This is a genomic window from Roseomonas populi (assembly GCF_024594815.1).
Lineage (GTDB): Bacteria > Pseudomonadota > Alphaproteobacteria > Acetobacterales > Acetobacteraceae > Roseomonas > Roseomonas populi.
Window position 1 is genome coordinate 36,834 of sequence record NZ_JANJOU010000009.1, and the last position, 17,490, is coordinate 54,323.

General features: G+C 70.4%; 17 protein-coding genes. 5 read left to right on the forward strand and 12 right to left on the reverse strand.

Annotated elements, in window-relative coordinates:
* Positions 1 to 11 precede the first annotated feature (11 nt).
* From NRP21_RS12465 to NRP21_RS12490, 6 genes are read right to left on the reverse strand one after another with little or no spacing between them, the layout of a single operon-like run.
* A complete protein-coding gene (locus NRP21_RS12465; protein ID WP_257716529.1) occupies positions 12 to 920 on the reverse strand; it encodes a glycosyl hydrolase in 909 nt (302 codons plus the stop codon).
* On the reverse strand, positions 917 to 1,687 hold the full coding sequence (locus NRP21_RS12470) for a TIGR04290 family methyltransferase (protein WP_257716530.1): 771 nt from the start codon (positions 1,685 to 1,687) through the stop codon (positions 917 to 919). Before NRP21_RS12470 ends, NRP21_RS12465 begins: the two co-directional genes overlap by 4 nt.
* Complete coding sequence (locus NRP21_RS12475; RefSeq protein ID WP_257716531.1) at positions 1,684 to 2,814, reverse strand: CgeB family protein; 1,131 nt, start codon at positions 2,812 to 2,814, stop codon at positions 1,684 to 1,686. The genes NRP21_RS12470 and NRP21_RS12475 overlap by 4 nt, the downstream gene beginning before the upstream one ends.
* Positions 2,811 to 3,914: a glycosyltransferase family 4 protein gene (locus NRP21_RS12480; RefSeq protein WP_257716723.1), complete on the reverse strand. Its 1,104-nt coding sequence runs from the start codon at positions 3,912 to 3,914 to the stop codon at positions 2,811 to 2,813. The genes NRP21_RS12475 and NRP21_RS12480 overlap by 4 nt, the downstream gene beginning before the upstream one ends.
* A gap of 5 nt (positions 3,915 to 3,919) precedes the next feature.
* Entirely contained in the window at positions 3,920 to 5,002 is a 1,083-nt protein-coding gene (locus NRP21_RS12485) for an SDR family NAD(P)-dependent oxidoreductase (protein ID WP_257716532.1), read from the reverse strand.
* The gene (locus NRP21_RS12490; RefSeq protein ID WP_257716533.1) at positions 4,999 to 6,111 is read right to left on the reverse strand and encodes an NAD-dependent epimerase/dehydratase family protein; all 1,113 of its coding nucleotides are present in this window, start codon (positions 6,109 to 6,111) and stop codon (positions 4,999 to 5,001) included. Before NRP21_RS12490 ends, NRP21_RS12485 begins: the two co-directional genes overlap by 4 nt.
* A gap of 333 nt (positions 6,112 to 6,444) precedes the next feature.
* Between NRP21_RS12490 and NRP21_RS12495 the strand changes: the two genes are divergently transcribed.
* The 5 genes from NRP21_RS12495 to NRP21_RS12515 are packed head-to-tail and all read left to right on the forward strand — an operon-like array spanning position 6,445 to position 12,101.
* Entirely contained in the window at positions 6,445 to 7,524 is a 1,080-nt protein-coding gene (locus NRP21_RS12495) for an inositol-3-phosphate synthase (protein ID WP_257716534.1), read from the forward strand.
* Positions 7,525 to 7,532: 8 nt separating this feature from the next.
* Positions 7,533 to 8,132 (forward strand): histidine phosphatase family protein, encoded by a 600-nt coding sequence (locus NRP21_RS12500; RefSeq protein ID WP_257716535.1) that lies wholly within the window; start codon positions 7,533 to 7,535, stop codon positions 8,130 to 8,132.
* The gene (locus tag NRP21_RS12505) at positions 8,129 to 9,217 is read left to right on the forward strand and encodes a CgeB family protein (RefSeq protein WP_257716536.1); all 1,089 of its coding nucleotides are present in this window, start codon (positions 8,129 to 8,131) and stop codon (positions 9,215 to 9,217) included. Before NRP21_RS12500 ends, NRP21_RS12505 begins: the two co-directional genes overlap by 4 nt.
* The gene (locus NRP21_RS12510; RefSeq protein ID WP_257716537.1) at positions 9,214 to 10,311 is read left to right on the forward strand and encodes a CgeB family protein; all 1,098 of its coding nucleotides are present in this window, start codon (positions 9,214 to 9,216) and stop codon (positions 10,309 to 10,311) included. The genes NRP21_RS12505 and NRP21_RS12510 overlap by 4 nt, the downstream gene beginning before the upstream one ends.
* Before the next feature lie 41 nt (positions 10,312 to 10,352).
* The gene (locus NRP21_RS12515) at positions 10,353 to 12,101 is read left to right on the forward strand and encodes a hypothetical protein (protein WP_257716538.1); all 1,749 of its coding nucleotides are present in this window, start codon (positions 10,353 to 10,355) and stop codon (positions 12,099 to 12,101) included.
* Here the strand turns inward: NRP21_RS12515 and NRP21_RS12520 are convergent.
* The 6 genes from NRP21_RS12520 to NRP21_RS12545 are packed head-to-tail and all read right to left on the reverse strand — an operon-like array spanning position 12,087 to position 17,489.
* Positions 12,087 to 12,893, reverse strand: coding sequence for an ABC transporter permease (locus NRP21_RS12520; protein ID WP_257716539.1), 807 nt, complete (start codon positions 12,891 to 12,893; stop codon positions 12,087 to 12,089). The two genes, NRP21_RS12515 and NRP21_RS12520, sit on opposite strands and share 15 nt — an antisense overlap.
* Positions 12,890 to 13,726, reverse strand: coding sequence for an ABC transporter permease (locus NRP21_RS12525; protein ID WP_257716540.1), 837 nt, complete (start codon positions 13,724 to 13,726; stop codon positions 12,890 to 12,892). Before NRP21_RS12525 ends, NRP21_RS12520 begins: the two co-directional genes overlap by 4 nt.
* Positions 13,727 to 13,730: 4 nt before the next feature.
* Entirely contained in the window at positions 13,731 to 14,792 is a 1,062-nt protein-coding gene (locus NRP21_RS12530; protein ID WP_257716541.1) for an ABC transporter ATP-binding protein, read from the reverse strand.
* Positions 14,789 to 15,841: an ABC transporter substrate-binding protein gene (locus tag NRP21_RS12535; RefSeq protein WP_257716542.1), complete on the reverse strand. Its 1,053-nt coding sequence runs from the start codon at positions 15,839 to 15,841 to the stop codon at positions 14,789 to 14,791. Before NRP21_RS12535 ends, NRP21_RS12530 begins: the two co-directional genes overlap by 4 nt.
* A 26-nt stretch (positions 15,842 to 15,867) precedes the next feature.
* On the reverse strand, positions 15,868 to 17,112 hold the full coding sequence (locus tag NRP21_RS12540) for an NAD(P)/FAD-dependent oxidoreductase (protein ID WP_257716543.1): 1,245 nt from the start codon (positions 17,110 to 17,112) through the stop codon (positions 15,868 to 15,870).
* Positions 17,112 to 17,489, reverse strand: a complete 378-nt coding sequence (locus NRP21_RS12545; protein ID WP_257716544.1) for a RidA family protein — start codon at positions 17,487 to 17,489, stop codon at positions 17,112 to 17,114. Before NRP21_RS12545 ends, NRP21_RS12540 begins: the two co-directional genes overlap by 1 nt.
* Position 17,490 lies beyond the last annotated feature (1 nt).

Below are 17,490 nucleotides of genomic sequence, written 5' to 3' on the forward strand. Positions count from 1 at the left end.
CCGGCCTTTTCTCAGGCCGCGACGCTCGCCTTGGCCGGGGCGTAGCGCCGGATCATGGAGGCGCAGAACTCCGCGAACTCCTCCGGCACCTGCGGCGCGCTGGTATGGTGCGGGGCGATGCCGCGATGCTCCGGCGTGAAGCAGAAGGTCACGGTCACGTCGAAATCCGCCAGCGCCTCCATCTGCCGGTCGAACCAGTCCAGCGCGTTTGGCCGGAAGCTGTCCGCCCAGGAGAGGCCGGTGCGGAGATATGTGACGCCGAGGCGCTTCATCCACGCCACCGCGTCGTCCAGCCGGGGGTCCTCGTAGTGGAACCACTGGCACAGGCCCATGGCAGGGGCGTGCTTCGGGAAGTGCTCGATGGAGGGCTTGGGCGACCCGTCCTCGCGCAGCAGGCCCATGTAGAAGTGGCGGTAGTAGGAGGAGCCTTCCGCCTCCCGGTGGCGGGTGGTGGCGCCCCAGGCCTGCGGCAGGTCGTAGAGGCTGTACCAGTGGATGCGCGGCGCCTTGCCGATCAGCAGCTCCGCCGTGCGGTTCAGCCCGAAGACCTGCACCTCCTCCGCCCCGAAAGTGGAGATGCCGACCTCACTCACCCAGATCGGCTTGTCCGTCACCGCGCGGATCTCGTCGATCTTGGCGGGCCACTCGTCGATCTTCCAGAGATTCCAGTCGAGCGGGAAGCCGTGCACGGCCACCACGTCGATCTCGTCCATCGCCCCGCGCTGGGCCATGTTCTGGATGAAGGTGGGATCGATGGGAGAAATGCCACCGAGCACGCGGGGAATGGCGGGGTTCGCCTCCTTGATGGCGCGCCCGGCCAGCTTCACCATGTGGCCGAACTTCTCCCAGCCCGGATCGACCTCCGGGTCCCAGTGGGACTTGTTGTTCGGCTCGTTCCAGATCATCGCGGCTTCGATCATGCGCGCGGTCCCTTCACCGGATAGGCCGCCCCGGCGCCCCAGGGGGCTTCGACGCGGCGGCAGAGATAGACCTCCTGCTCCGGGTGCTCGAGGATCGCGAAGCCGGCGGAGCGCAGCATCGCCTCCGCCGCCGCCGCGTTCGGCGCCCACCAGTTGGTCGGGTCGTTGGAGTAGCGCTTCTCGATGAAGTGCAGCTTCGGATAGGCCGGGTCGTCGAAATGCGCCGTCTCGGTGAACGGGTAGTCGTCCGCCGGCGCCATCGCATCCGTGGCGCCCCGCTGCATGGATTGGAACAGCAGCAGGTCCTTTGCGACGTGCTCGTGGATCAGGTCCAGCGCCAGCAGCGGGTGCCGCAAGTGGTAGAGCACGCCCATGAAGATCACGAGGTCGAAGCGCTCGCCCAGCGCGCCCACCTCATAAACGGAGAGGTTGCGAAACTCCGCCTCAAGCCCCGTCACCTCGGAGGCCAGGCGCGCCTGGTCCAGATAGCGGTCGTCGCTGTCGATCCCCAGCACGCGAGTAGCACCCCGGCGTTTCATCTCCAGGCTGTAGAACCCGGCGTTGCAGCCGATATCCAGCACCGACTTCCCCGTCAGGTCCTGCGGGACGACATGGGCGAAGTGCTTGAACTTGTTCTCGGGATAGCCCCAGAGGAAATGGTTCGGCGCGGTCCGCACGCCGCCCAGGTCCATGTCGTGGAACCACTCGCCCAGCGCCTCCACGCGGCGCCGGATCTCATCCTGCGTCATCTTCACCGCAGCGCTCACGCCGCATCCCCCGTGACCATGGGGCCGAGACGCCCCGGCGCCGCCCCGAGTTGCGCGAGGATGCCCAGCAGCTCGTCCACACGATGCGCGCAGCTGTGGCGGGCGCGGATCGTCTCCAGCCCGCTGCTCACCAGCGATTCGCGAAGCGCGGGATCGTCGCGAAGGGAGGAGAGGTGGTGCATCATCTCCTCCTCATCCCGCGCCGTCAGGAAATCCTGCCCCGGGCGGAACAGGTTCTCGGAATCCTGCCAGGGCGCGGAGACGAGCGGGATGCCGCAGGCAAGCGCCTCGAAAACGCGGATGGTGGGGATTCCCGGCAGCACCTGCACGTAGAAGCGGCGCGGCACGTGCACGGTGGCGAGATGCCGCGCGAAAATTTCCGGCGCGCGGGCGTTCGGCAGCCAGCCCCGGTAGTCCACGCCGTAGCGCGCCAGCGTCGTCAGGGCCTCCTCCGGGTAGCGCACGCCGAAGATTTCCAGCGGCATCCCCACCTGCTGCGCGGGGCGGAAGAGAAAGCTCTCCAGCTCCGCGCTGCGCTCGCCATCGCCCCAGTTGCCGATCCACACCAGGCCCTTCCGCGGCCCTTCCTGCGCCGGCGGGTGGAAGAGGCGCGTATCCGCCGCCTCGTGCCAGGTGAAGACGCGCCCGCCCCAGCCCCAGCCGCGATACACCTCGGACAAGGTCTCCCCGAAGGCCAGCACGCCGTCGTAGCCGTCCAGGTCGAAGGTGCGGATGGCCTGCGGATCGGAGACGGCGCGGTGATGCGTGTCGTGGAACAGCAGCGTGAAGCGCGCCCCGTTGCGGCGAAGGCGCCCAATGGCGGCGACAAGGGCGGGCTCGTTCCATTCGTGGACGATCACCACGTCGGCGTCCGCAACGGCCTCCTCCGCCTCCTCGTTCGAGGCGAAGACCTGCGCGCTCAACTCGGGGTAGTGCGTGCGATAGGCTTCAAGCCCCGCCTCCCCATGGTCGCGCAGCAGGTTCTCCAGGCTCCAGGCGCCCTGGGGTTCCAGCGCCAGCACCTCATGGCCGCGCAGCGCCAACTCCCTCAGCACGCCACGCAGGAAATGCGCGTTGCCGTGATTCCAGCAGGAGGCGAGCGAGTGGGTGAGGTAGACAAGCTTCACGCGGCGTTCCCCTGCGTCAGGACGCCCCGATACACCTCGAGCATGGCCTGCACCATCGCCTCGACCGTGTAGCGCGCCGCACGATCGCGCGCGGCGCCGCCGAGGCGGGCACGTTCCGCGGCATCCCCCGCCAGTCGCGCGATCCCTTCCGCCGCAGCGCCGTGGTCACGCGCGGGGACGAAGAGGGCGGCGCCGTCCCACAATTCCCGGAAGCTCGGGATGTCTGAGAGGAGGAGGGCGCAGCCCGCCTGCGCCGCTTCCGTCACGGCAAGGCCAAATGGCTCGTAGAGGGCGAGGGAGACGTAGATCGGCTGGCAGGCCAGCAGCCCCGCCAGCTCCGCCCCACCCAGTTGACCGAGGGCGCGGAGATGGGGTGCCTCCACCCGTGCGCCGTTCGGGCCCGAGAAGCCGCCGGCCGCCAGCACGGGCAGGCCAAGCCGGGCGGCGGCCCGGTCCAGCGTGGCGACGTTCTTCCCCTCGTCCCAGAGGCGCCCGGCCGTGAGGGCAAACAGGGGCGGCGCGTCCGGCGCGGGCCGCACAGGCGGCGCGTCTCGGCGGCCGTTGTGAACGGCGATGGGCAGTTGCGGCAGGCCGTAGTGGCGCGCCGTGTCCTCGGCGAAGGCGCGGCTAGGCACGACGAGGGCGGAGGCGTTCAGCAGGCCTTGCCGCACCAGATCCGTGCGCCAGGCAAAATCCTCGGGCAGTTCCCCTCCTCGCACCGCATCCCACCAAGTGGCGACACAGGAGTGGGAAACCGCGACGACCGGCACCGGGAATGCCGCTCCGGCCGCGTGGGCGGGGCTGTTGAGGTGGATCAGGTCCACCCCCTCCTCCCGCGCCAGGGTCGCGATAGCTTCGCCGGCGTCCAGCACCTCGCGCGGTGTGGCGGCCAGCCAGTCCAGGGGAAGGCCGGTGATCCGCAGCTGCACGCCCGGGATCGCAGCTGCTCGGGCTGCCTGCACCGGCGGGGGGGCGGGACCGAGCACGGCTAGCACCACCTCAACGCCCTGTACCGCCAACCCTTCGGCCAGATCGAGCGCGTAGGTCCAGACACCACCCGCGGCATCCGCCGTCATCAGCAGCCGCGTGCCCTTCGGCATCGCGGTCACGCGCTGGCGGGCTCCGGCGCCACGCGCTCCTGCCGGAGCCACTGCGCCAGGGCGGCCACGCCTTCCCGCCAGGGCCGGGCCGGGCGCAGGCCCAGCTCGCGCGCGGCCCGGGTGGTGTCGGAGACGTAGTAGCGCTGGTCGCCCGCGCGCCAGTCGGAGTAGTGCGTCTCCACCTTGCGGTTGGTCAGGTCCCCGATATGAGCGAGGAGCTGGCGCAGGCTGACCGCATTGGCCGGCCCGCCGCCAAGGTTAAAGGCGCGGCCGGAGACGGCTCCGATGTTCCGCCACGCCGCCAGGTAGGCGTTCACCGCATCGCCCACATCCATCACGTCGCGCACCTGGTAGCCGTCGCCGTAGATGCTGATCGGCTCGCCCCGCAGCGCGCGCAGCAGGAAGTGCGCAACCCAGCCCTGGTCCTCCGTGCCCATTTGGCGCTGGCCGTAGATGCAGCTCATGCGCAGAACCGCCGTGGGCACGCCGAAGGAACGGCCGAAGTCCAGCACGTACTGGTCCGCCGCGCCCTTGGAACAGCCATAGGGCGTGTGGAAGTCCAGCGGGCGCTCCTCACCGATGCCACTGGCGCGGATGGCGGGATTGGCGGGGACGTAGGCCTCGTCCTCCAGCACGAATTCCAGGTCGGCGAGGTCGCCATAGACCTTGTTTGTGCTGGCGAAGACCAGCGGCACGCCGCCGCCGCGCCGGCGCAGCGCGTCGAGCAGGGAGAAGGTGCCGCCGAGGTTGATCTCGAAATCCTCGCGCGGATCGACAAGGCTGGTCGTCACCGCCACCTGCGCGGCCATGTGGAACACGGCCGAGGCCTGCCCCGCCGCCTCAGCCAGCGCCGCCGGATCCCGCACATCCGCCGCCACGGAGGAGATGCGCCGGGGATGGCGCTCCTTCAGCCAGGCCAGGTTCGTCTCCACGCCGGGGCGGGAGAGCGCGTCATAGACCAGGACATCATGGCCTTCGGAGGCCAGCCGGTCCGCGAGGTTGGACCCGATGAAGCCCGCGCCGCCGGTGACGAGAACCGGCCGCGCGCCGCTGATGGCCGGAGAGGACGGAGCCGCCGCCCCGCTCACGCCACCAGCCCCCTCAACTCCAGCTCGTTCCGCGCCTGGCTCACCCGGTCCTGCGCCTGCTGGCGGGCCACCCACTCGGCGAGCTCAACGAGGTCGGCGGTGAAATCCAGGTGCTTCGTCTCGTAGCCCAGCTCCTGCCGGGCCTTGGTGATGTCGGGGATGTTGTGCCGGATATCGCCGGCGCGGGTCTTGCCCGCGATCTCCGGCGCGATGTTCTTGCCCATGGCGCGCGCCAGGTCCGCCGCCACGTCCTGCACCGTGCGGTCCACGCCGCTGCCGATGTTGTACACCCCGCCCGCCGCCTCCGGCCGATCGAGCGCGAGGAGGAAGGCGTTGGCCACATCCTCCACGTGCACGAAGTCGCGGCGCTGCATCCCGTCCTCGAAGATCATGGGCGGCTGGTCGTTCTGCAGCCGCGCGGCGAAGATGGCCAGCACCCCGGTATAAGGGTTGGAGAGCGCCTGCCCCGCCCCGTACACATTCCACAGCCGCAGCGCGACGCCCTCCATCCCATAGGTGGGGGCCACGGTCAGCGTCAGCCGCTCCTGCACGTACTTGCTGATGGCGTAGACGGAGGCGAGGTTCGTCCGCTTCCACTCCGGCGTCGGCACCGGCGACATGGGCCGGCCCTTCTCGTCGGTGGGGTCCCAGGGCGCGTCCGGGCCGCTGCGCGGGCGGCGCACCGCGTCCTCCACCAGCTTGCCGTCGGCGTCGCGGTACAGCCCCTCGCCGTAGACGGACATGGAGGAGGCGACGACGAAGCGCTTCACCGGATTGTCGATCAGCGCCTGGAACAGCACCGCCGTGCCATGGTCGTTGACCGAGACGTAGCGGTCGATCGCGTACATGCTCTGCCCGACGCCGACTTCGGCCGCGAGGTGGACCACCTTGTCCACGCCCTTCAGCGCGCGCGCGACCGCCTCGGGATCGCGCACGTCGCCGCGCACCACCTCCACCTCTGAATCCAGCCCGTCCGCGCCGCGGTCGGCGTGGACCTGCTCGATGAAGCTATCGAGGACGCGCACATGATCGCCGCGGTCCAGCAGCGCGCGCGATACGTACCGGCCGATAAAGCCCGCACCACCGGTGATCAGGATCGATTCCGCCAAGCCCTCATCCTCCGGCCAGATGCCACGCGCGGCGCGGAACGGGCAGGAGTGCTTCCGTATCCGCGATCCGGACTCCGTCGCGGCGCTCCGGAATCCTTACCCCCTTCATCATGTAAGTAGAAGGCCAGGAAAGCGATCACATTTCCTTGTAACGCGTCAGTGATCCCGCGCCCAGGGAGGGTGCCATTGATCCGTGATCCGGGCCCCAGCTAAGTTGATCCTTCGCGCAGCCCTCCCAGGGGGCTACCTGGAGGCGGGGAGTTTTAGGATTTTGATCTGCCAGTCTGGTTGCACCCGCCATCGCCCGGGCAATGCCCCGGGGCACCGCGCGCCATGAGCCGCCGCCCCGTCCGCGTGGCCGTCGTCGGGGTGGGCAACTGCGCCTCCTCCTTCGTGCAGGGCCTATCCTACTACCGCGATGCCGCCTCGAACGAGCCCGTGCCCGGGCTGATGAACGTGGAGCTGGGCGGCTATCACGTGCGCGACATCGAGATCGCGGCCGCTTTCGACGTGAACGCGAGGAAGGTCGGGCGCGACGTTGCCGACGCGATCCTGGCCGAGCCGAACAACACGCAGATCTTCGCCGAGGTGCCGCGCACGGGCGTGACGGTGCGGCGCGGCCCGACGCTGGACGGCATCGGCCGCTACCTGGGCTCCGAGATCACGGAGTCGGACGAGCCCGTATCGGACGTGGCGGCGGCGCTGGAGGAGGCGGGGGCCGAGGTGCTCGTCTCCTACCTGCCCGTCGGCTCGCAGAAGGCGACGGAGTTCTACGCGGAACAGGCGCTGAAGGCCGGTTGCGCTTTCGTCAATTGCATTCCCGTCTTCGTCGCCTCCAACCCGGAATGGCAGCGCCGCTTCGAGGCCAAGAACCTTCCGATCATCGGCGACGATATCAAGAGCCAGGTGGGCGCCACCATCGTCCACCGCGTGCTGGCCAACCTGTTCAAGGAACGCGGCGTGCGGCTGGACCGCACCTACCAGCTCAACTTCGGCGGCAACGCCGATTTCCTTAACATGCTGGAGCGCGAGCGGCTGGAATCGAAGAAGATTTCCAAGACCCAGGCCGTGACGAGCCAATTCGACGTGCCCCTGCCAGCCGAGAACGTGCATGTCGGCCCCAGCGACCACGTGCCCTGGCTGACCGACCGCAAGTGGGCGCAGATCCGGCTGGAAGGCACGGGCTTCGGTGGCATGCCGCTGAACGTGGAGCTGAAGCTGGAGGTTTGGGACTCCCCCAACTCCGCCGGCGTGGTGATCGATGCCGTGCGCTGCGCCCGGATCGGGCTGGACCGCGGCATGGGCGGCGCGCTGATCGGCCCCTCCTCCTACTTCATGAAGTCGCCCCCGCAGCAATTCGACGACGGCGAGGCGCGGGCCCGCGTGCTGCGCTTCGTGGCCGGCGAGAGCTAGGTGCGGGCGTGGCCGCCACGCTCTTCCTGCTGCGCCACGCGGCGCATGACCGCGTGGGAAGCACGCTGTGCGGCCGGATGCCGGGCGTGACCCTGGGCGAGACAGGGCGCGCCCAGGCGGCCGCGCTGGCCGGCCACCTGGCACGCGCCCGCATCGAGGCAGTCCATTCCAGCCCCATGGAGCGCGCGCAGGAGACGGCGGCGCCGGTCGCCTCGCAGCTCGGCCTCGGGGTCCGCACGGACGAGGCCTTCACAGAGATCGACTTCGGCACCTGGACCGGCCGCAGCTTCGAAGCCCTGAACGGCGACCCGGACTGGGTACGCTGGAACACGCATCGCGCCACGGCGGGCACGCCGGGCGGCGAAACCATGGCCGCGGCGCAGGCACGGGCCGTGGCCGGCGCCGAACGCCTTCGCGCGGCGAACCCGGAAGGCCGGATCGCCGTAGTCAGCCATGCCGACGTCATCAAGGCCGTGCTCGCGCACTTCCTGCGCCTGAGCCTGGACGAGATCCATCGATTCGAGATCGCGCCCGCCTCCATCAGCGCTCTGGCGCTGTGGGAGGGGGACGGAAAGGTGTTGAGCATGAACGAGGTGGTGCCCGCATGAGGATCGCCTTCTACGGATCGAGCCTCCTCTCCTCCTACTGGAACGGGGCCGCCACCTATTACCGGGGCATGCTGCGCGACCTCGCCGCGCGCGGCCATCAGATCACCTTCTACGAGCCGGACGCCTTCGACCGACAGAAGAACCGCGACATCGAGCCACCGGACTGGGCGGAGGTGCGCGTCTACGACGCCACCGAGGCCGCGCTGCGCGAGGTGATGGCGGAGGCCGCGCGCGCCGACGTGGTGGTGAAGGCCAGCGGCGTCGGCGTGTTTGACGACGAGCTGATCGGCGGCGTGATGAAGGCCGCCCGGCCGGACGCCATCCGCATCTTCTGGGACGTGGACGCGCCCGCGACGCTGGCCGAGATCACCCCTGCCCCGGACCACGCCCTGCGCCGCGCCCTGCCCGGGCTGGACTATGTCCTCACCTATGGCGGCGGCCCGCCCGTCATCGCCTCCTATGAGGGCCTCGGCGCCCGGCGCTGCATTCCCATCTACAACGCGCTGGACCCGGAGACGCACCACCCCGTCCCCGCCGATCCGCGCTTCGCGGGCGATCTGAACTTCCTCGCCAACCGCCTGCCGGACCGCGAGGCGCGGGTGGAGCAGTTCTTCCTGGACGCCGCCGCGCGCCTGCCGGACCGCAAGTTCCTGCTCGGCGGCAATGGCTGGCACGACAAGCCCATGCCGGGGAACGTGCGGCAGATCGGGCATGTCGGCACGCGCGATCACAACGCCTTCAACACCTCCTCCCTCTCCGTGTTGAATGTGGCGCGGGACAGCATGGCGCAGGTCGGCTACTCCCCCGCCACCCGCGTCTTCGAGGCCGCCGGCGCAGGCGCCTGCCTCATCACCGATACTTGGGTGGGCCTGGAGCTCTTCCTGAAGGAGGGCGAGGAGGTGCTGGTGGCGCGCGATGGCGCCGACGTCGCCGAGCACGTCCGCAGCCTGACTCCGGAGCGCGCGAAGGCGATCGGCGAGGCGGCGCGGGCCCGCATCCTGGCGGAGCACACCTACACCCGCCGCGGCGCCGAGGTGGACGCGCTTCTGCGCGACACCGCCGCGCAGAAGCGGAGCGCGGCGTGAGCGCCCCGCTGCGCCTGGTGGTGCTGGGCCTCAGCCTCTCCTCCTCCTGGGGCAATGGCCACGCCACCACCTTCCGCGCCCTTCTCCGCGCCTTTGCCGCGCGCGGGCACGACATCCTGTTCCTGGAGCGCGACGTGCCCTGGTACGCGCAGCACCGCGACATGCCGGAGCCGGATTTCTGCAGCCTCGCCCTCTACCCCGATCTCGCCGCGCTGGAATCCTGGCGCCCGACGATCGCGGGCGCGGATGCGGTGATCGTCGGATCCTACGTGCCGGAGGGCGTGGCGGTCGGGCGCATGGTGCAGGCCACCGCCCGCGGCGCCACCGCCTTCTACGACATCGACACGCCGGTGACCCTGGCGAAGCTGGAGCGGGGCGACGAGGAGTACCTCTCCCCTGCCCTGATCCCAGGCTACGACGTCTACCTCTCCTTCACCGGCGGCCCCACGCTGCAGCGGATCGAGCGGCAGTACGGTTCCCCTGCTGCGCGCCAGCTCTACTGCTCCGTGGACGATGCCGCCTACCAGCCGCTGGACATGCCTCCGCGCTGGGACCTGAGCTATCTCGGTACCTACAGCCCGGACCGGCAGCCCACGCTCGAACGGCTGCTGATCGAGCCCGCCCGCCGCGCGCCGGAGATGCGCTTCGCCGTCGCCGGCCCGCAATACCCCGCCGATATCGGCTGGCCCGCCAACGTCGAGCGGATCGAGCACGTCCCGCCCGCCGACCACCCGGCCTTCTACGCCAGCAGCCGCTTCACGCTGAACGTCACCCGCGCCGACATGATCCGCGCGGGCTACAGCCCCAGCGTGCGCCTGTTCGAGACCGGTGCCTGCGGCGTGCCCATCGTCTCCGACACCTGGGACGGCATCGACACCCTGCTACAGCCCGGCACGGAGATCCTGCTGGCCGAGGGGCCGGACGAGGTGCTGCGCGCCCTTCGCGACATGCCGGAGGAGCGCCGCCGCGCCATGGGCCAGGCCCTGCGCGCCCGCGTGCTGGACGAGCACACGGCGGCACACCGTGCGGCGGAGCTGGAAGGGCACCTGCGGGAGGCGATCGCCCGGCACGCGGAGGAGCGCGTCGCGTCCTGAGGCGAGGCGCCCCATGACCGTTTCCGCATGATCGTCTCCGCATGATCGTCTACGGCGACGGGCCCCGGCGCGAGGACCCGCGCGCGAAGCTGGCAATCCTGGCAGATCTGCTGCGGGGTCTTTCGGCGGAACCGCCCGGGCTGGCCCGCCACGCCGCCCTCGTCGGCGCGCTGATCGAGGCGGGGGAACTCGCCCAGGCCCTGGCCGACGCCACCTTCGCCGAGCGTGGCTTCGACGCCCCCTCTCCGACTGACGACGCCGCCATGGCCCTACTGATGGCCGTCGCTCACAGCGCCTGGCTCTCCTGGCAGTCCGGCTTCACACAAGCCGGCCCGGTGCCTGAAGCTGAGCTCACCGCGCTCTCCACCCGGCCCATGCCGGCCACTGTCGAGCCCCGCAGCGCGGAAGGCTTCGCCTATTACGCCCTCTACCCCGAGGCCTTTGGCTTGGCCGCCGCCGCCCTGCCCCCTGCGCCGCGCGTGATCGGCCTGCGCTCCATCGGCACCACCCTGGCCGCGATGGTGGCCGCCGCGCGCGGTACGGGGGCGCCGGTCACGGTCCGGCCGGTGGGGCACCCCTTCCGGCGGGAACTGGCCCTGGCGCCGGAACTCGCCGCTGCCCTGCTGGCCAATCCCGCCGCCTTCGCCATCGTGGACGAGGGTCCGGGCCTCTCCGGCAGCAGCTTCGGCGCCGCGATGGACTTCCTGCAGGGCGGCGGCGTCCCCCTTCCCCGCATCCACCTCCTCCCCGGCCATGGCGGCGCGCCCGGGCCCGAGGCGGGCGAGGCCGCGCGGGCGCGCTGGGACCGGATGGCGCGCCACCCCGCATCCCTCGAGTGCCTTCTGCTCACCGCCGAACGCCCCGAGCATCGGCTGGAAAGCTGGGCATCCGCCCTTCTCGGCCCCGCAGAGGTCCCGATGGAGGAGATCTCCGGCGGCGCCTGGCGCGCCCGGCGCTTCCCCTCCAAAGCCGAATGGCCGCCCCTCCACCCCTTCATGGAGCGGCGCAAGTTCCTGTTCCGCGCCCGCGGCGGCGCCTGGATGCTGAAGTTCGCGGGCCTGGGCCGCCACGGCGAAGCCGCCGCGGCCCGCGCCCGTCATCTCCACGCCGCAGGCTTCACGCCGGAGCCCGCCGGCCTGCTCCACGGCTTCCTGGCCGAGCGGTGGATGGATGATGCGGGGCCCCTGAACCCCGCCACGGCGGACCGCCCCGCCCTGCTGGCCCATCTCGGCCGCTATCTCGGCTTCCGCGCCCGGACCATGCCCGCCGAAGCGGGCGCGGGGGCCGGGGACCTTCTGGCCATGGCCCGCCAGAACACGCTGGAGGCCCTGGATGAGGCTGCGGCCGCCCGCCTGGACAGCTGGGCCCCGCAGATCCCGGCCCTGGAGGCCGCGATGCGTCGTGTCTGGACCGACAACCGCCCGCACGCCTGGGAATGGCTGGTGTTGCCGAGCGGGCGGCTGCTGAAGGCGGATGCCGTGGACCACGCGGCGGCGCACGACCTGATCGGCGCCCAGGACATCGCCTGGGACGTGGCCGGCGCCGCCGTGGAGCTGGACCTCACCAACACCGAACGGGACGCGTTGGCCGAAGCGGTAGGCCGCGAGGCCGGGCGGGCCGTGAACCCCGCCCTGCTGGCCTTCCTGACCCCCTGCTACCTCGCCTTCCAGCTCGGCTACTACACCATGGCCGCGGACGCGCTGGGCTGGAACCCGCCCGAGGCCGAGCGCGCCCGCGCCGCCACCCGCCGCTACGCGGCAGGGCTGGAGCGGGCCCTACCGCGCGGGTAGCCCGCTCCCGCCCCGCAGCTTGCGAAGCAGCGCATCGATCCCCAGCGCGACGGTCGTGACAACGATCAGCAGGGTAGAGACGGCGGCGATGGTCGGCTCCACCTCCAGCAGCAGGCTGTTCCAGATCCGCACGGGCAGCGTCTCCGAGCGGAAGCCCGCGAGGAAGATGGAGATCACCAGCTCGTCGAAGGAGGTGAGAAAGGCGAAGAGAGCGGCCGAGATCACCCCCGGCAGCGCCAGCGGCAGCACCACGCGCCGGAACACGCCCCAGCGCGTGCAGCCGAAGACCATCGCCGCTCGCTCCAGCACCGGGTCCACCGTGCGCAGCGCGGATTGCAGGATCACCAGCACCACCGGCAGCGCCACCACGGAATGTGCCACCGCGATCCAGGGGCGCACTCCCACCAGCCCCATCCGGGCGGAGAGGAAGTACACCGCCACCGCCGTGATCACGTGCGGCACGATCACCGGCGTCAGCAGCAGCGCCGCCACCACACGCTTGAAGGGGAACTGCGCCCGCACCATCGCGTAGGCCGCGAGGAATCCCAGCAGGGTGGAGAGAAAGGAGGCCATCGCGCCGATCATCAGCGAGTTGACGATGGCCTGCCGCCAGCGCGGATCGCCCAGGAAGCGCTCATACCAACGGACGGAGAGGCTCTCCGGCGGGAACTTCAGGTAGCCATCGCCGGAGAAGGAGGCGATGGCGACGATGACGATCGGCGCGAGCATCCCCGCGCAAAGCAGCACCACCAGCACCTTCAGCAAGGTGGCGCGGATCACCGGCCCGTTCATCGCACCGCCTCCCCGGGTTCGGCAAAGCGGCTGTACACGGCGTAGAGCGCCAGCGTGACCACCAGCAGCACGATCGTCATCAGCGCGGCGGATGGCCAGTTCTGGGTGATCTCCACCTCCCGCTCGATCAGCATGGCGATCATCACGTCGCTCGGCCCGCCCATCAGGGCCGGCGTCACGAAGAAGCCGATGGCCAGGATGAAAGTGATCAGTACGCCCGCCACCACCCCGTGCAGCGTCAGCGGCATGAAGACCTTGCGGAACACCTGCGCGGGGGATGCGCCCATCCCCTCTGCCGCCTGCATCAGCCGCGGGTCCACCGCCTTCATCGCGGCGAATAGCGTCAGCACCATGTAGGGCAGCAGCACGTAGGTCATGCCAATGATGACCCCCGTGCGGTTGTAGAGGAGGTTCACCGGCTCCCCCACCAGCCCCAGCCCGAGCAGGATCTGGTTGATCAGCCCGTTCCGCCCCAGCAGCACCATCCAGGCATAGGTGCGGACGATGGTGCTGGTGAAGTAGGGCAGCACGATGCAGAGCAGGATGGCCGTGAACACCCAGCCCCTGGCGCGGGACAGCGCGTAGGACATGGGGTAGCCGATCACCAGCACCAGCAGCGTCACCACCACCCCGATCCAGCCGGTGGTGACGAGGGAGCGGCTGATGGCGCCGGAAAGCAGCACGTCCTCCGCTTCCGTCAGGATCTCGGACCACGTGCCGAGTTCCGAGATGGAGGCGTGCAGGAACCAGCCAATCGGGAAGAGGAACAGCCCCGCCAGCAGGAGCAGCGCGGGCGCCAGAAGCAGCCAGGCGGTGGGGATGCGGACGGGCATCGCGTCAGGCCGCCAGCAGCCGGCTATCCTCGGCGCGCCAGGAGAGGCGCACGGGATCGCCCGGCGCGTGCAGCGCCGCGCCCGCGCCGTTGGCGGTGTCGCAGAGCACGGTCGCGCCCTCCGCCACCTCCACCTGATAGCGCACGATGTTGCCGAGGAAGGATGCGTGGCGCACCTGGCCCGGCAGGGTGTTCGGCGCGCCGTCCGCCCCGCCCGCCGCGATGCTCACCTTCTCCGGCCGAACGAAGAGCAGACCGTCCGAGGCGCCCAGCGCGCCCGCGCCCGCATCAATCCGCGTCCCGCCCGGCCCCGCCACCGCATTGCCGTCGCGCCGCGCCTTCAGCAGATTCGCCTCGCCCAGGAAGGCGGCGACGAAGCTGGAATCCGGCTTCTCGTACACCTCCCGCGGCGGCCCCATCTGCGCGATCCGGCCGCGATTCATGATCGCGATCCGGTCGGACATGGTCAGCGCCTCCTCCTGGTCATGGGTGACGTAGATCACCGTCATGCCCAGCCGGCGGGAAATCTCCTTGATCTCCACCTGCATGTGGTAGCGCAGGTTCTTATCCAGCGCGCCCAGCGGCTCATCCATCAGCACCACGGGCGGGTGCGCCACGATGGCGCGCGCCAGCGCCACGCGCTGCTGCTGCCCGCCGGAGAGCTGCCGGGCGTAGCGCCCCTCGAACCCCTCCAGCTTCACCATCGCCATCGCATCCGCCACGCGGCGGGCGATCTCGGCCTTCGGCGCGCGCTTCACCGTCAGCGGGAAGGCCACGTTCTCCGCCACGTTCAGGTGCGGGAAGATGGCATAGTTCTGGAACACCATGCCCAGCCCTCGCCCACGCGGCGGCACCCTGGTCATGTCCTGCCCGCTCAGCATCACGCGCCCCTCATCCGGCACGACGAAGCCCGCCAGCATGGAGAGCGTGGTCGTCTTGCCGGAGCCGGAAGGGCCGAGCAGGGTGAAGAACTCGCCCGGAGCGATGGTGACGGACACGTCCGCCACCACCGTCTCCGAACCGTACCGCTTCGTCACGCCCTCGAGGGCGACGGAACCCGCCGTCACTTCTGGACCCAGCGCGACCACTGGCGGTTCACCCGGTCCCGGTTGTCCTCCCACCACTCGTTGTTCTGGTAGAAGCCGGTCTGGGTGGAGCGCGGGCCGCCCGGGGCGCGCGCCCTCTCCTCTTCGGTCATCAGCGGGAAGGACTTCGTGTTCGTCGGGCCGTAGATCAGGTCCCGCGCGTACTTCGCCTGCACCTCGGCCTGGAGCATGTAGTCGGCCAGGAGCTGCGCACCCGCCACGTTGCGGGCGTCCTTGAAGATGCCCATCGCCTGCACCTGGATCATGTGCTCGTTCCAGGTATAGGCCAGCGGGGCCCCACGATCGATCAGCACCTGCAGGCGGCCGTTCCAGATGGACCCGGCGACCACTTCCTTGTCGGACAGCATCTGGGCGGAGAGCGCGCCCGTGTCCCAGAAGCGGCGGATCTGCGGGCGGATGCGGTCCATCACCCGCAGCGCGCGCTCCACGTCCAGCGGGTAGAGCTTGTCCTTAGGCACACCATCCGCCAGCAGCGCGAACTCCAGATGCGCGGAGCCGGAGGCCATGTCGCCCAGCATGCGCGGCCCGGGGAACTTGCCGGCATCCCAGAACTGCGCCCAGCTATCCGGTGCGCCGTTCGGGAAGGCTTCCTTGCTGTATCCCAGCACGGTGCAATAGACGAAGTTCGAGACCCGGTTCGCGGATTTCAGCTCCGGCGAGATGTCCTCCGGCTTCGTCCAGCGCCACTTGTCGTAGGCGATCGGCGCCAGCGCGCCCATGCGGTCCAGCGTCAGCAACTGGCCGGCGCCCGTGTCGATCAGGTCCAGCTCCACGTTCCCCGCGCGGAACATGGCCAGCAGCTTCGCGCTGGTGGCCGCCACGGGGCGCACGGTGATGCCGGTTTCCCTCGTGAAGGGCTCGTACACGTACTTCCGCATCACGTCGTCATAGGTGCCGCCCGGCGTGCGGACGATCACCTCGCCCGCCGCCAGAGCGGGGCGGGCAACGAAGGGTGCCGCCAGGGCGGTTCCCAGAAGCAGGCGCCTGTTCAGGCGGATCAGGTCTGTCATGCGTCGCCCCTTTCGAATGGCTTGTGTCAGTGGAAGCGAGAGATGGAATAGGGAGCCATGTCGATGGGCGCCGTGTCTCCAAGAATCGTGCCGGCTACCAGCCTTCCGCTCGGCGGGCCGCCCGTCATCCCGAAATGGCCGTGGCCGAAGCAGAGATGCAGGCCAGGGCGGCCCGGCACGGGACCCAGTACCGGCAAGCTGTCCGGCGTGGAAGGGCGGAACCCCATCCAGAGCTTCGGCTCGCCCGCCTGGATGTCCGGGAACAGCCCGCGCAGCTGCGTCATCAGCCGCTGCGCCCGCCGCTCGTCCGGCGCCGCGTCCAGCCCGGCAATCTCCACCGTGCCGGCAACGCGCAGCCCTTCCGCCATCGGCGTCACGCCGAAATTTCCGGATTTGTAGAGGATGGGCAGCTTCGGCGCGAAGCTGGGGTCCGGCAGCATCAGGTGGTAGCCCCGCTCCGTCTCCAGCGGCACGCGGATGCCCAGCGGGTCGAGCAGCAGGCGCGACCAGGCACCGCCCGCCACCACCACATGCTCCGCGCGGTGGTTGTCCGTGTTCGTCATCACCAGCCAGCCCCCGCCCTCCTGCGGGATCAGCTTCATGGCGCGCTGCGGCAGGATGGTGCCGCCCGCCTCCAGGAACAGCTCGCCCAGGCGGCGCACGGCCTGCGGCGGGCTGATCGTCTGCCCATTCCCCGGCACCAGCAGCCCGCGCGAGACTTGGCGCGCAATGCCGGGGAAGAACTGGCGCAGATCATCCGCGCCCAGCACCTCAGCCTTGATGCCGTGACGCTCCCGCAGCCCGCGCTCCAGCGCGGCGCCCGGCGTCTCCTCCGCCTCGTCCCAGATCTGCACCTGGCCGTTGCGGCGGAACAGCTCGGAATAGAGCTCGGCCCCCAGCAAGCCGCGCCAATCATCAAAGGCCGGTGCGTGCAGCGCGCGCATGGCGTCCGACACGGCGAGGACACGGTCCATCCTCCCCGCCCTGATCCAGCGCGCCAGCCAGGGCGCCGCCTTCGGCAGATAGGCCGGGCGCACCGCCAGCGGCCCCAGCGGATCGCCGAGCCAGGACGGCACCTTCCGCAGCATCCCCGGCAGCGCGATCGGCACCACCGTCTCCGCGCTGATCAGCCCGGCATTGCCGAAGGAGGCGCCGCCCGCGGGCCCCAGCGGGTCGATCACCGTCACGTCCCGCCCCGCGCGCCGCAGGGGCAGCGCCGTGGAGAGCCCGGCGACGCCCGCGCCGAGAACGATGACCCGCCCGCCCGCCATCAGCCGAGCTGCGCCGTCGCGATCAGCTCGATCCGCATGCCCGGCGCCAGCAGCTCCTTCACCACCACCGTCGCGCGGCAGGGATAGGGCTCGGCGAAGAACTCGCGGTACACCGCGTTCATCCCGGCGGCGTCGGAGGGCTCGATCAGGTAGATCTGGCAGAGCATCACGTCCGCCATCGTGCCGCCCGCGGCTTCCACCGCCATCCGCAGGTTCTCCAGCGTGCGCCGGGTCTGGGTGGCGATGTCGCCCTCTACGATGGCGCCGGTCTGCGGATCCTTCGGGATCTGCGCGGTGATGATGGTGCCGCCCTTCTTCACCGTGCCGCTGATCGGCCCCTTGGACTTGATAATGCCCGTCTCGACGGCCTCGAACATG